General features: G+C 56.8%; 14 protein-coding genes. 2 read left to right on the top strand and 12 right to left on the bottom strand.

Annotated features, from left to right (window positions below):
- Positions 1-211: 211 nt before the first annotated feature.
- Positions 212-988, bottom strand: coding sequence for an IS21-like element helper ATPase IstB (istB, locus tag CKO40_RS22610; protein ID WP_276570851.1), 777 nt, complete (start codon positions 986-988; stop codon positions 212-214).
- 26 nt (positions 989-1014) lie between these two features.
- Positions 1015-2535 (bottom strand): IS21 family transposase, encoded by a 1521-nt coding sequence (istA, locus tag CKO40_RS22605; RefSeq protein ID WP_200348720.1) that lies wholly within the window; start codon positions 2533-2535, stop codon positions 1015-1017.
- A gap of 296 nt (positions 2536-2831) precedes the next feature.
- On the opposite strand from istA, the gene CKO40_RS22600 reads away from it, so the two are divergent.
- Positions 2832-3476 (top strand): DUF6399 domain-containing protein, encoded by a 645-nt coding sequence (locus CKO40_RS22600; protein WP_200348718.1) that lies wholly within the window; start codon positions 2832-2834, stop codon positions 3474-3476.
- Here CKO40_RS22600 and CKO40_RS22595 read toward each other — a convergent pair.
- The 4 genes from CKO40_RS22595 to CKO40_RS25010 form a co-directional block, all read right to left on the bottom strand.
- The gene (locus tag CKO40_RS22595; protein ID WP_200348717.1) at positions 3452-4168 is read right to left on the bottom strand and encodes a reverse transcriptase domain-containing protein; all 717 of its coding nucleotides are present in this window, start codon (positions 4166-4168) and stop codon (positions 3452-3454) included. The two genes, CKO40_RS22600 and CKO40_RS22595, sit on opposite strands and share 25 nt — an antisense overlap.
- 1728 nt (positions 4169-5896) lie before the next feature.
- The gene (locus CKO40_RS22590; protein ID WP_200348716.1) at positions 5897-6793 is read right to left on the bottom strand and encodes a TIR domain-containing protein; all 897 of its coding nucleotides are present in this window, start codon (positions 6791-6793) and stop codon (positions 5897-5899) included.
- Entirely contained in the window at positions 6793-7080 is a 288-nt protein-coding gene (locus CKO40_RS22585; protein WP_200348715.1) for a hypothetical protein, read from the bottom strand. Before CKO40_RS22585 ends, CKO40_RS22590 begins: the two co-directional genes overlap by 1 nt.
- Positions 7081-7707: 627 nt before the next feature.
- Positions 7708-8241, bottom strand: coding sequence for a thermonuclease family protein (locus CKO40_RS25010; protein WP_200348714.1), 534 nt, complete (start codon positions 8239-8241; stop codon positions 7708-7710).
- 46 nt (positions 8242-8287) lie between these two features.
- Here CKO40_RS25010 and CKO40_RS22575 point away from each other — a divergent pair, with 46 nt between their 5' ends.
- Entirely contained in the window at positions 8288-8470 is a 183-nt protein-coding gene (locus CKO40_RS22575; RefSeq protein ID WP_200348713.1) for a hypothetical protein, read from the top strand.
- Positions 8471-8484: 14 nt separating this feature from the next.
- Here CKO40_RS22575 and CKO40_RS25230 read toward each other — a convergent pair whose 3' ends face one another.
- From CKO40_RS25230 to CKO40_RS22550, 6 genes are all read right to left on the bottom strand, one after another.
- Complete coding sequence (locus CKO40_RS25230) at positions 8485-9333, bottom strand: CPBP family glutamic-type intramembrane protease (protein ID WP_200348712.1); 849 nt, start codon at positions 9331-9333, stop codon at positions 8485-8487.
- 89 nt (positions 9334-9422) lie between these two features.
- A complete protein-coding gene (locus tag CKO40_RS25630; RefSeq protein WP_476702812.1) occupies positions 9423-9554 on the bottom strand; it encodes a hypothetical protein in 132 nt (43 codons plus the stop codon).
- 85 nt (positions 9555-9639) lie between these two features.
- Positions 9640-10278 carry a cysteine hydrolase family protein gene (locus CKO40_RS22565; RefSeq protein ID WP_200348711.1) on the bottom strand — a complete coding sequence of 213 codons (639 nt, stop codon included), beginning with the start codon at positions 10276-10278 and terminating at the stop codon, positions 9640-9642.
- Positions 10279-10385: 107 nt separating this feature from the next.
- On the bottom strand, positions 10386-10751 hold the full coding sequence (locus tag CKO40_RS22560) for a nuclear transport factor 2 family protein (RefSeq protein WP_200348710.1): 366 nt from the start codon (positions 10749-10751) through the stop codon (positions 10386-10388).
- A gap of 88 nt (positions 10752-10839) precedes the next feature.
- Positions 10840-11637, bottom strand: coding sequence for an alpha/beta fold hydrolase (locus CKO40_RS22555; RefSeq protein ID WP_200348709.1), 798 nt, complete (start codon positions 11635-11637; stop codon positions 10840-10842).
- 36 nt (positions 11638-11673) lie between these two features.
- Entirely contained in the window at positions 11674-12228 is a 555-nt protein-coding gene (locus tag CKO40_RS22550) for a GNAT family N-acetyltransferase (protein WP_200348708.1), read from the bottom strand.
- Positions 12229-12455 lie beyond the last annotated feature (227 nt).

Below are 12455 nucleotides of genomic sequence, written 5' to 3'. Positions count from 1 at the left end.
CACGCGGGATCAGACGCAGGCGCGTCAGGAGGAGGCCACGACGTTGATCCGCGCCCTCGGCGAAGCCTACCATCCCTTTGAGCTGGAGCGCGGTGAGGCGCAACCACCTGAGCGCTTGGGAGAACGGTGTCACTGACCGCCCTAATGGAGCCACCCATGATCGGGTTAATGGAGCCACTCAGAAGTGGCTCTCAGGGGTCTCGAACGGGGGCTATTGTTCGACGGTTTTCGCCGGTCGTGCAAGGGGTGAATCGGGGCCTTCAGGGAGCGGTTTCGGGGTGCGATAACTCGCCCCATCGAGCACCAGGCGGTAGGCGTTATGGCGCAGCCGATCCAGCGTCGCGGCGCCCAGCAAGCGATTCGGGAAGGCATCGCCCCACTCGCTGAAGTCCAGGTTGCTGGTGACGATGGTCGCGCGCTGCTCGTAGCGTTCGCTGATCAGGTCATGGAAGTCCTCGTCCTGGGGCGAGCGCAGCGGTTTTAGCCCAAAATCGTCGACGATCAACAGCCCCACCCGTGAGAGCGCCTGAAAGCGCCGCTGAAAGGTCCCCCTGGCGCGCGCCTCGTTCAGCGCGCCGAGTAGCTGGGTTTGGGTCATGAAGCGCACATCCTGCCCCTGGCAAGCCGCGATCTGGCCCAAGGCCTGGGCCAGATGGCTCTTCCCGGTTCCACTTGGACCGGCGATCAGCACCGAGGCGGGCTCCGTGATGAACTGCCCGGTCGCCAGCTCTTGGATCAAGGCCCGGTTAATGCCGGGATTGAAGGCAAAGTCGAACTGCTCCAGGGTCTTGTGCGAGCGGAAGTTGGCCTGGCGCAAGCGTTGGCTCAGACGCTTCTGTTCGCGGCGGGCGAGTTCATCCTGGATCAGCAAGGCGAGAAAGTCGGTATAGGCCAAGTGTTCCTCGATGGCTTGGCGGTTACGCGCCGGCAGGGCCTCGAGCAGGCCAGAGAGGCGCAGTTGTTTCAGCATCGGGGCGAGTTCAGGCATGGGATTCATCGGGGGTGTCCTGTTCATCAGTGCGACAGCAGCTCAGCGGAGTCACGTAGGAAACGCGCGCCACCGGTGTAGCTCTCGGCCAAGGTGTCGAAGGCCGCGACGGCATCAGGCTGTTGATCCAGCCCCTTCTCGAGGATGGTCTTGACACTGCGATAACGCGGAGTGTCGAAGCTCAGCGCCCGTTGGCAGGCCGCCTCCAGACGGGGTGCGCCGTACTTCTCGCCAAGACGAATCACGCCTTGGGCGGCACGCAGGTGCTCCAGCACCTGATCAGCAAACAGCCGCTCGATGAGCGCCTGGCACTGCGGCCCGACCGCGTTGGCCTGCGTCAGGCACCACTGCGGATCGCGCATGGCATAGGCCAGCGCGTTGGGCGGCATGTGGTCGGCCACGGTGCTGCGTGCGCCGGGGCGGTGCTGGCGCACATGGGTGGCCACCAGTTGGTGCGCCTGGTAGAGGCGCACGACAGCCGGCGTGGCCTTCAGCCAGAGGGTCTGGCCGAGCAGGCGAAACGGCACCGAGTAGTAGGCGCGCTCAAACTGCACATGGGCGTCGCGATGGACCTTGAGCTTGGCCCAGATGGCGAGCTCTGGCGGGACATCCGGCAGGCGAGCGAGCAGCGCTTTCTCGACCGACTCGAACAGGGCCAGCGGCTGCGCGCGGGTGGTGCCATGCAGACGGTTGCCGGCCTCGGCCAGGAGCCACTGGCGCAACTGGGCGTTGGCGTCGGGCAGGGAGCGAAACTCACGCAGTGCCAGGAAGGCCTGTTTGAGGTATTTGACTCCGGCCTCGACGCGTCCTTTCAATTGCGGCTCGCGTGGTGGGCAGGCGTCGATCTTGAAGCCGTAGCCTTCGGCACACTCGGCGTAGGCACGCTGCACTTCGGGATCGCGGCGGTGGGCGAGGAGGATGGCGCATTTGGCGTTGTCGATGATGACCCGCTTCGGGACGCCGTTGAACCACTCAAAGGCGTGGCGATGGCAGGCGAGCCAGGTGGCGACATCCTGGCGCCAGATGAGCTCGGCGTACTGATGCCGGCTGAAGCACAGCGTCATGACGAAGACCCAGGTCTTGCGCAGTTCGCCGGTGTCGGTGTCGAGGAGGCGCGGGCCGGCGCCGAAGTCGACTTGGGCGGCCTCGGCGGGGGCGAAGTCGAGACGCACAGTGGCCTTGAGTGGGATCGGCTCGTTGGCTTGCAGGAAGCGGCGGATGGCCGAGTAGCTGCCGCTGAAGCCGTGCTCGCGCACCAGCGCTTGGTGGATGGTGGTGCCGGTGATGCCGGCGCGCTTCCAGGCGAGGATGCGCTCGCGATGCGGCTCGACCTGGGAGCTTGGCCCGGGGTGGGTCTCGCGCTCGCCCAAGACCTCGGCGAGGGCCGTGTCATCGGGCAGGGGGTGCTCGGCCTCAAGCCAGCCGCGCTCTCGGGCGACGCGCCTGAGCTTGGCGGCTTTGCTGCGCCCCATCAGGCGCACCGCGGCGATCTGGCGGTCTGAATCGCCCTGGCGCATCCGCACCAGGACCTGACGATATTCATACATCTCGAAACTCCGATTGCTCATCGCTACCTCCGCGCAAAAGCGCTCGACGGTAGCAAGGGTTGAACGAAGTTCGAGAACCCAACGCTCCACTTCCTAGGCCTCTTTGCCCGACGATCGTCTGACTCCTTGGTCTCGAGCCTGCGCTGGCTCCTTTAACCCGGTCAGCAGGTGGCTCCTTTATCTCGATCAGGCAGTGGTTCCATTATCCCGGTCCGCGGGTGGCTCCTTTATCCCGATCCTCGAGTGGCTCCATATGCGCGATCATTGACAAACGGCTCGGTACGATCTGGCAGCGGTTGGAGGCCCTTGCCGAGGCGGCCGACTTGCCGGCACGCGCTCGCGCCCACCTCGCGAAGGCCAAGCGCTTGAACACGGCCCTGCGGGCCACGATCGCCTTCTTCTTTGCCACCGTGCAGCAGCGTGTCGAGGCACTCAACCTGGCGCCCGACCTTGAGCTCGCTGTGCTCGAGCAACTGATCCCGGCGATCTATCTTGAACGCGTCGCCACAAAGTGCTCGGGAGCCGAGGAGCGTCAACGCCTCGCGGCACTGAGCGCACAGCGGCTCGCACCGCTGCGCGCGGCAGATCACCCCATCCAAGCCCTGGAGGCGACTCAGCGTGCGGAGATTGAGCAGGTCGCCAGCGACTGCGCCGACCTGTTCCAGCGCTCGAGCGCTGCTGTGGAGGGGCGCAACGGTCAGCTCTCGCTCTTCCATCATGGCTGCCATCGCCTCAGTGCGCGTCAGCTCGCCGCGCTCACGGCGGTACACAACTTCTACATCCGCCGTGCGGATCAGACCACCGCCGCCGAGCGTTTCTTTGGCCGGGCGCCGCCGCCCTTGTTCGAGCAATTGCTCGAGCGGGTGCCTCTGCCACCTCGGCCACGCCGACGACGAGCACGTGCGCCGAAGATCCCCTACCTTTCGCCGATGGCCGCTTGAGCGGGGTGGACGTGGTTATGATCAAGGCCCTCCCCGTCCAGCTCGTCGAGGACGATATTGCTGAGTAGGGGGCTGAGCGGGCTGCCTTGCACGGCCCCTTCCGTGGTTGGCGTCATCAGGCCATTGGCCATCACGCCACTGCGCAGGGTCACTCCGATCAGGCGCAAGATGCGCGTGTCGGGGATCTGTTTGCCCACGCGGGCGATCAGCCGGTCGTGGTGGATTCGGTCGAAACATTGCGCCAAATCCAGGTCCACAACGTAGGGCTTGCCGCCGGCCACGATCTCGCGCGCCGCCTCGATCGCTTGGTGCTGGCTGCGCCCAGGGCGAAAGCCGTAGCTGTTGGCGGAGAAGGTCGGCTCGAAGATCGGCTCTAACAGGTGCTTGAGGGTCGCTTGCACGACCCGATCGCGCACCGTGGGCACGCCTAAGTTGCGCGTGCCGCGACCACCGGGCTTGGGAATCTCCACCCGTCGCACCGGTGCGGGTTTGTAGGTCCAGCTCTCAAGCTCCGCTTTCAGCCGGCCTAGCTCTTCGTCTAAGCGCGAGTCAAACTCGGCAATGGTGATTCCATCCACGCCGGGACTTCCTTTGTTCTTCTTCACGCTTTGAAAGCCTGCGCGCAGTCTGTCGAGCGTGCACAGGTCCTCGAAGAGTCTTCGCTCGTCGGTCAATAGGTCTTGTTGAAGCATGTCACTCTCTTTGCACGGGGTCTTCGTCGATCTGCGCGGGCGCTGTTCGGCCGGTGTCTACGTCTCGGCCTGGCGCCGGCTCCCTCGGCGGGCTGATCTCCTCCCCACGGTCTCTCATGGCTCTCTAAAACCGCTTACGTGTTCCGCCCTTCTCCTCGTGCGTCCTTGTCGCTGGCCTGGTGTTTTGCCCTCAACGACGTCACCGCCGCGTCTTCGGCACCAGGCTTTACGAGTACTACGGCTTCGTCTGCAGGCCCCCGTCCCATCACGGATCACGTCTCCGCGTCGCTTAGGGCTTAAGGTGTCGTTGTTACACCGACCCAGGATCGGCGGCCCTTCACCGGGTAAGTCAGTCGCCTTTGTCTTCGCCCACCTGCCTTCTCTACGGCTCTCGGCTTACGGGGAGTTCATCGGGCTTCGGTGGTCGACGGCACCTCGCCCACCGCGAGCCGCCTCAGCAAAGGTTCGCTCTCGCTCAGGTGGCAAATTTGGTCTCCGGCTTCTTTCAGATCCCTCATTGGCTCCCCCGCAGCAGCACCGCGCCGTCGTCCACTTCCTTGGTGGGCGCGAGGGAGTTTCTTCGGGCACCCTTGCCTTCGCCTACATGTTCCCCACTCCCAGGGGCCATGGCTGGACTTCCACCAGCTAGCCGACTGACATGCCGGTCACACATCGTCGCTCGCTTCGCTCGGACGATCTAACCTTATTCGTTAGGAGTTATTAAACGTGGTCTGTCCCGGTTTTTGAAAGTCGAGCATGAGCGCTATCTTACTGATACTGACTGGCCCGGACGGCTCTCGAAATCGCCAAATGCATCGACGTGATGGCATCGTAATAGCTGGTAAGACGCTCAGTAGTTATTGGCAGAACTCCCCCAACCCATTTACACAATTCGGGAAATTTCTCAACGTTTTGGGAGCTGAGGTAGCCATACCGATGCAAAATAACGTTTCTGACCATTGAAGCTTCATTGCATTTCTTGACAGTCGGATCATCTAATTAGACATTTAACTCAAACCAGGAACAAAGCGTGATAACTCTTCGTGCGATGTTCTCACCACCATTCTCCGTCGCATTTCTGGCTTTTGTATCCAGTTTCTGAGCAATCTCCAGGCATGTTGATTCGGACCAGGGCCAATCGGAAACGGGGTATTTACCGCTTACGAATTTCCCGCTTGCGATCCCTGCCGCGTATTGGGAGGTTCGAATGATCTCGGCTATGACATTTTCTATACCAGGCTTCCTGGGCTGCCCATAGAGTTAAGAAGGCGTGCGTATTGACAGTGTGGAAGCTCTCAGATTCAACCTCGGCAGCCCAGTGGCTAACGTCTTCGAGATAGGCTATCATGCGCTCTAGGTCAACGGCCTAGGTAGGGCGGTTCTTGTGAATAGCCGTTAAAGCCGGGCGATGCTGCGTAGCCATAGCTTTTGCCATCTTCAGGCATTCACGGTAGTAACTTCCTCCGAACAATTCCCCGATTAGATACGAACCAGTTTGATGAATAACCCAATTTACTGGTGCCACCTTTCGGGGGGTACCTAACGGGCGTTTCTTCAGTTCCGGCATTCGTTATACCTTGGCGCAACTAGGGATACGGGGACTAATGACCAAGCTCACCGGCGGCAACAAAGCGCAGCGCAATTGCCGTCTTGTGCAGTGCCTTGTTAGCCTTTCTTCTACAGTGCAATGACTCGCTACAACGCTGCTTCGATCGTAGTGAGTGCATATCAAACACGCATGACCTTGTTCCAGTCTATACTATGACCAGCAGCTTCGAGTTCTCGCGCCAGTGCCTGTTTCCAGCCACCATTACTGTCCATTGTCTCCCAGACGACACCCGCGAAATCGCTTGGAATTTCCAGCGTGCCGCGTTTGAGGGCGCACACTTTTTCTCCGCCCAAGCGACCGATGAAGTAGCCCAGTTCCAATAATACATTTTGCCGAGGCCGTGGTTCGGGTTCACCTCCCTTTGCACAGCCCTCATCATCCGGAGTGAGAAGGACTACCGCAAACCCAACATCGCTGTGTGCAACGACCTTTTCAATAATAGTTCTTCCTTGATTGGCCTGTTCATGAAGAATGACGGCCTCCAGACCAATGCGCTCCAGAAAGCGAGCCACTGTTTCGCGCGCACCATCGTCATGGCCGTGAACAATAAAAATCTTTCGTGAAAATGGCGGCTTTAACACAGTTTCAATACTTCCCTTAGATTGAACATAGTTCTTGTAATCACGAACGAAGGGAATGATGAGCTGTCCAGTAAGCGCATGGATGCTGGCGATGGTTTTATTCCCAGAATAGAAAAAATGATGACCAAAGTTGATAGCGTAACGAGGATCGTTGGCCAGTTTCTCGACCAAAAGCAACGTTAAACCCATCGTTTTTTCGGGGTCATTTGGCCACTCAAGCTGGGCACTGCCAACCATGCTGCCGCCAGTATTTTCGCTTTCCGCAATGAATGCATCGAGGTCAACGCCTTTCGTTAGTTCCTCATTGTATGGTTCAAGGTCGGGATGCCGCAATAATTGGGCAAGCTTTTTCAATGGACGTTCGTACGTTTGTAGCTGCGAATTCTGTAGGTCCAGGACAGCGTTGTTAATTTCTCCGAAAATATCGCGAGCCATCATTCATCCTCGTCAGACTGCAATCGGCCCTCAGCGGCTTTTTGGAGAATGTTTTCTCTGTAGCTTTCTTTCATTTGATCGGCGAACGATCCGACAAAGGGGTTATCGGCATGCGGCTCAATGCGGCTATCAATCATTCGGTTAACTGACTGGATGGCAGCTTCAATACTGACAGGGTCGTGAGGGTCAAAGTTGACGACGCCTAACTCGCCATCTAGTTCGTTCAATGCTTGCTCTGCGTCTTTTAGCTCTTTTTGTAGCTTGTCGAGCCCATTAATTTTAAGCATGGTTCTCTCTTGTTTATGATGTATAAGCGTTTTTGGGCAATGAGTTATCTTCTTGGGTTATGTAAGTCTTGACCGCAAGTGTTACAGAGCTATTTACCTACAATATATCCGTCTAGGATGTTACCTAGACTGATACAGCCTCTCTTTTTTAAACCCGCCATTTCTTTGCACTTTAACAATTGATTAGACCGAATGTAGACTGGGTATGCTAGGCAGATACCGTACTAACAGACATAGGCAGAATCCCTCTAGTCCGCTCGGGCCCTCTGCAACCCCTCTGCAAGAACCACACGCGCACACAAGCAACCCGTTGCGAGCTGCAGACGTAAAACGGGGGCAGTTGTTGATGTTAGGCAGGAATCCGATCGGTCCCCACCGATCAGCGATGTCGATACGTCCACGGTTGTTGGCACTCCTCTAGCCTTATCCAGACCCACTACCTGAGCGCCGTCAGCGCCTCACCTGAGTGTAGCCGTTATGCCTCTCACGAATACTCCTTACCGGACGCTTGATCCTAATGGATCGCAAGAAGGTGACTTCGGTCACTGTTGGCATCGGTCGAAGTTATCTGCGCGCCGAAGCATTTTGCTGCCGGGCATTCTTCGATCGAGCGCTGAATGAGCCTTGTCAGTGACTCCGGTAGTCCCAAGGCCGTTGATGCTCGCCCTGCGTTCGCCAGATTCCGAGCCCCGATGTCCTGGCGCTGGCCTCGGCCTGGCGGTAGCTGCGATAGGCGCAGCAGTAGCGGCGATAGACGGCGGCTTGGCCGGCCGCGACCATGGCGCGGTTGAGCGCATTGCTGGTCGCGGGGTCGAGGACCTCGGCAACCTTTCGCCCGTAGCGGTCGGTGTCGCGGATGCGCAGCGATACCTCGCGCGGTGTGATGCGGCGCAGATGGTCCCGGCTCGCGGTGCCCCAAGGGCGCTGGGCGAGCTCGGAGGCGTCCATACAGTACAGCCGGACCTTGACCGTTTCGTGACCGTTGCAGGTCGCGCGCAGGGTGTCGCCGTCGTGGATGCTGAGGACGCGGCAACCGGCGGCTTCGGTGGTGCCCCGCAGCCAGGCGAGCCCGTCGCCGCAGATCCTCCAGGCCGGACGACAACCCTCTGGAGCAGAGCGGCTGAACGCCGGCGCACGCCGCCGATGCGGACGCGAGCACACTGGCCGGCGACCTCGGCTGTCTGCTGGGCGATGTGCTCGGGGCACGGTGGCGCAGCCCACCCTGACCGCCGGCGGCGGCGACCTGCCGCATGTGGCCGGCAACTTCGCCAAGGCCAAAGACCTCCTCTATGAACGCGTGCAGCGCGGCCAGCGGGTGACGGCCTACTGCGGCTGCCGCTACAACGGTCGGCGCGAGGTGGATCTCGAAAGCTGCGGGCTCGAGGAGTAGCGTCGTTGGCCAATTCAGCTTTGGAGCTTGTATGCGCAGCGCTTGCGCCAGAACGTGTCTTTGTCTACGTAAATTATGACTGCTGCAGCGGCGAAGAAAAGGACACCGGCAATTGATTTACTCTGCTGAGTTATCTGGAATCCTTCGCCCACAAAATTGATCATAAAGTGAAGAATGATCGCACTCAGGACGCTTCGACCCGTGTGCCAATAAATCCAGTTCATGATAACCGCTTGTGGAATCATGCCGAAAAGATAGAAGAACAAGGGCACCGGCATTGCAAGCAGCGCCTGCTGATACGAATTCTCAATGAAGAACATTGGAATATGCCAGATCGGCCAGATCATGCCGAACACCATTGAGGTCCAAAACCCATTCATCCGACTGCGCAGACTGTCGATGCCGTAGCCATGCCAGCCAAGTTCTTCGGGCAGCGGCCCAAAGACCAACACCAGGACTATCATTGCCAATGGCGCAGTAACCAAGCGCTCGCTAGGTACAAACTGCTCCAGTGAACCGCCGAACATAGTGGAAAGTAGTACTGCTACTGACATTACCGCAGGGACAAAGAGCAGCAGCACGAGCCACCAGCGGGGAGAGATGAGATCAGGTCTCAAAACCCTCGCCCAGAAATCCCGAATCAGTGCCTTGTTGCGCGAGCTGTAGAACATATACAGCGCGATCGGAACGGCACTCATTCCCGCAACCCCCATGAACAGGTAGTCGAACTCGAACCAACCGGCAGAAAGGCCGACGACCGCTGTCCAGAGCGGAACCCAAGTCAAGATGAAGTCAAGAACGAAAAACTTCTTCGGTTGGTAGAGTGAGCTGATGTCACTCGTCTCAAAGACACGTTTTCGCACTGCGTTAGCCCTATATTAGCGCACCCCGTCGACTTGTTTCTTTCTAAGAGGCTGTTTGGAAACTAAAGCATTGATTGCTCTCTACATTCTTATTCTTCTTGCTCTTTCCTCTTGCGGTCGACAACTGCGTCAGGGCTGCGCGTACCTTCCATGTGCTTTTCCAAGTTCTTTCGCTTAACTGGAACTCCGCATTCTGGACACTTGATAGTTGCCTTTGCCATGTGTTCTCTTGCTCTAAAGCCTCGCATCTGCCGATTGCATAAGCAGAGCGTAGCGGCACTGTTGTGAGTCGGCTGGATGTGACTGTTAGGCCAATATGCCTTCAACTTCATTCGTTTCTAGCAAGGTTACACCAATATTTTTCATCTCTTCTTCCGCCTTGGGATACAACTGAGACGTAGCGTCCTTCACCAGCACAACACGAAAGTCGCGCTCACTTGCTTCGCAAAAACTGGTTCTTGGGCAATTAGGATAATTGCAACCTGAAAACACCAACGTATCCAATTTTCTGTCTGTCAAGAACTCTTCTAATCGAGTCCCATAAAATGCACCCCATCGAGGCTTGTACATTAAAAATTCATTACTGCCAATGTGCTGCATTTTACCTGCAAGAAGGTCATCAGCACTTAGCTTGAGTGATGCATCTGGCTTTAAATCACTTACCAATTCGGCGCCGTCTGATTCTGGGGCAGCTATTTCTTTCCCCTCTTCTATTACTTGCCTTCTACATAGGTCCACATTTGATCCGTCAGTGAGATACAAGCGGATTACATGAATTATTGTTAATCCTTCTTTGCGATACGAATTTAGAAGCCGAACCATATTGGGAATCACTTCCTTCGTTCCTGCGACCTGTGCAGGGGCATCATCCAAGGTAAAATCATTTTGCGCATCTATCGTGATTAGGGCAGAGCTTGCAAAACGAGGCTCAGTATATTCATTCATTTCCTTTGCTCTCCGGTAGGCCTAACGCTTGAGTTGAGGGGCTTTTGCGCAGCAGGCGAAGCCTGTGTCGCAAAAGTCTCGCTCCGACGACTTGTTGGACGTCAGTGCTAAGCTCGCGTTTGTTGATGGACGACAAGCTGCCAAACGCCACCTCGCAACGCGTAGACGCTGCAAATTAGCGCACGGTATGGATCAGACCCGGTTCGTTGAGCGATGACTTTGTACGTTATTACCCGCCCCGTGTCGGACAGGGCTATCTGCTGCACATCAGATATTTGGAACGACTGCCAAGGTAGGCCGCCCATCATCTCGAGAATCTCTTGTTTCCCGACAAGACGCATTTCGCCAGGAAATAACATTTGCGCATCATCGGCAAGAATCGAGCTATAAAACGCCTTCGCCTGTTCCGGGCTTGATGAGAGCGCCGCCCACCCTCTATGCTCAAAATCAATTAAATCCGGGTGGTCATTCATTGCATATTTCTCCTATGTGGCCCGATGCATCGCATAACCGGCTGGCAGTGGAGCGTAGCGCAGATGCCACTCCGCATTGATGCTACTGTTAGGAATAATGACTCAGAAAATCCAATACTGCTTTGTTAAACGCATTAGGGTTGACAAGATTTGAAGGGTCCATCGAGTTTTCCAGGATCACAAACTGTGATCCCTTGATCCCTTGCGCAATCTTGCGATTTATATCTACGAATGATTTACCAAATTGATCACCAACCAGTATCAATGTTGGAATGCGCTCACCAGCGATCTTACCGATCGCGTCAATCTTGTTGATTGCCTTGCGAGCCCGGATCAGCTGATCGAAATCTGCTTGTTGGCTCACTTGAACAAAGTACTCTCTCGCCTGCTTTGCAAATGGGGCTCTATATGCGAAGGACATCGCCTTAGCAAATAGGCCAATCCCAAATAACCGAAATACCCTGAAGCCTATCAGCTGGCCCAAGCCCAATATTTTCTCCCGGACGGTCCTAAGTTCTCCAAAAGTATCCGCCAGAACCAAACTCCGGACTTTTGCTGGATAATGCATCGCATATGATTGAGCAACCACTCCTCCCATACTTACACCAACTAAAACAAACTTTGAGACGTTTCGATTAAGTATCAATGTATTGATTTGTTTTTCCCAATTGCTTAGCTCCAACGTTTCGACCTTTGAGGACTCCCCATGACCCAGCAGGTCTGGAGCCAGTACATAGTATCCACTCCTTGCGAAGAATTGCAGTTGAGGCTCCCACATCCGGTGATCTGCACCGATCCCATGTAAAAGTACCAGCGCTTTTTCAACGGAATCTCCGGCTTCTTTCACGTAGGTTTCTGTTCCGTCGCAGCTTTTAATTACAACCATTCAGCTCTCTCATCTTTATAGGCCGAACGAAAACGATCAGGTGCGCTGAAATGAATTGTTGATACCTACCGCTGACTCTTCGTCAAATCGCTTTTGGTACCGAACTACCGCAAGTGTCGCCCCAATGTTTACTTGCTTGATCGCTCCATCACACTCAAACCCCATTGCCTCGTAAAACGCCCTGGCTTGATCGTTGGCCTCAAGTACCCAAAGCTTGACAAAAGCGTAGCCTCGCGAGGCAAGAATGGCTTCTCCCTGCTCACACAGGTATCTCCCTATTCCTTTGCGCCACCACTCTGGTGACACGTAGATCCCCCAAATCTCTCCGGTACTACACGAGTCAACGTCTAGATCGCGACAGCCACCAAGTGTGAGGAAACCCACGACCTTCCCGGAATGCTCAGCCACGTATGTCTCTTCCCCACCGCTGGCCAGTGACTCCCGGAAGGATTTCTCTCTGAATCCGACGGTACAATCCCTGAGATGAGACGAGGGAACAATGCCAGCATAGGCCTCTCGCCATGATGAAACGTGAACTTTGGCGAGCGCAGGGCCGTCGATGGCCGTCGCACGTCTCAGTTCTAGTTTCATATCTTGAATCCTAACGCTTGAGCTCAGGGGCGCTTGAGGCGGCGGCCGCTTTTGCGGCAGCAAAAGTGGGCGACGGGTCAGGCGCCCCCTGCAGCGACTGGTGTACGCCCGGCATGGGCATGAACTGATGGGGTGAAAGTCCCCTGTAGGAGTACCTGTAGTGTCCTCTTGGACCAATAGAACTACTAGCCGACGGCAAGGGCAAACCCGCGAGGGGATGTCTGGAG

The organism is Halochromatium glycolicum, assembly GCF_016584085.1.
Taxonomy (GTDB): domain Bacteria; phylum Pseudomonadota; class Gammaproteobacteria; order Chromatiales; family Chromatiaceae; genus Lamprobacter; species Lamprobacter glycolicus.
This window is presented reverse-complemented; position numbering and strand designations above follow the sequence as displayed.

Bases quoted from the DNA above. Each gene is read 5' to 3' on its own strand.
- istB (WP_276570851.1), bottom strand. From the start codon at position 988: ATGCCTGAACTCGCCCCGATGCTGAAACAACTGCGCCTCTCTGGCCTG.
- istA (WP_200348720.1), bottom strand. From the start codon at position 2,535: ATGTATGAATATCGTCAGGTCCTGGTGCGGATGCGCCAGGGCGATTCA.
- CKO40_RS22595 (WP_200348717.1), bottom strand. From the start codon at position 4,168: ATGCTTCAACAAGACCTATTGACCGACGAGCGAAGACTCTTCGAGGAC.
- CKO40_RS22590 (WP_200348716.1), bottom strand. From the start codon at position 6,793: ATGGCTCGCGATATTTTCGGAGAAATTAACAACGCTGTCCTGGACCTA.
- CKO40_RS22585 (WP_200348715.1), bottom strand. From the start codon at position 7,080: ATGCTTAAAATTAATGGGCTCGACAAGCTACAAAAAGAGCTAAAAGAC.
- CKO40_RS25630 (WP_476702812.1), bottom strand. From the start codon at position 9,554: ATGGCAAAGGCAACTATCAAGTGTCCAGAATGCGGAGTTCCAGTTAAG.
- CKO40_RS22565 (WP_200348711.1), bottom strand. From the start codon at position 10,278: ATGAATGAATATACTGAGCCTCGTTTTGCAAGCTCTGCCCTAATCACG.
- CKO40_RS22560 (WP_200348710.1), bottom strand. From the start codon at position 10,751: ATGAATGACCACCCGGATTTAATTGATTTTGAGCATAGAGGGTGGGCG.
- CKO40_RS22555 (WP_200348709.1), bottom strand. From the start codon at position 11,637: ATGGTTGTAATTAAAAGCTGCGACGGAACAGAAACCTACGTGAAAGAA.
- CKO40_RS22550 (WP_200348708.1), bottom strand. From the start codon at position 12,228: ATGAAACTAGAACTGAGACGTGCGACGGCCATCGACGGCCCTGCGCTC.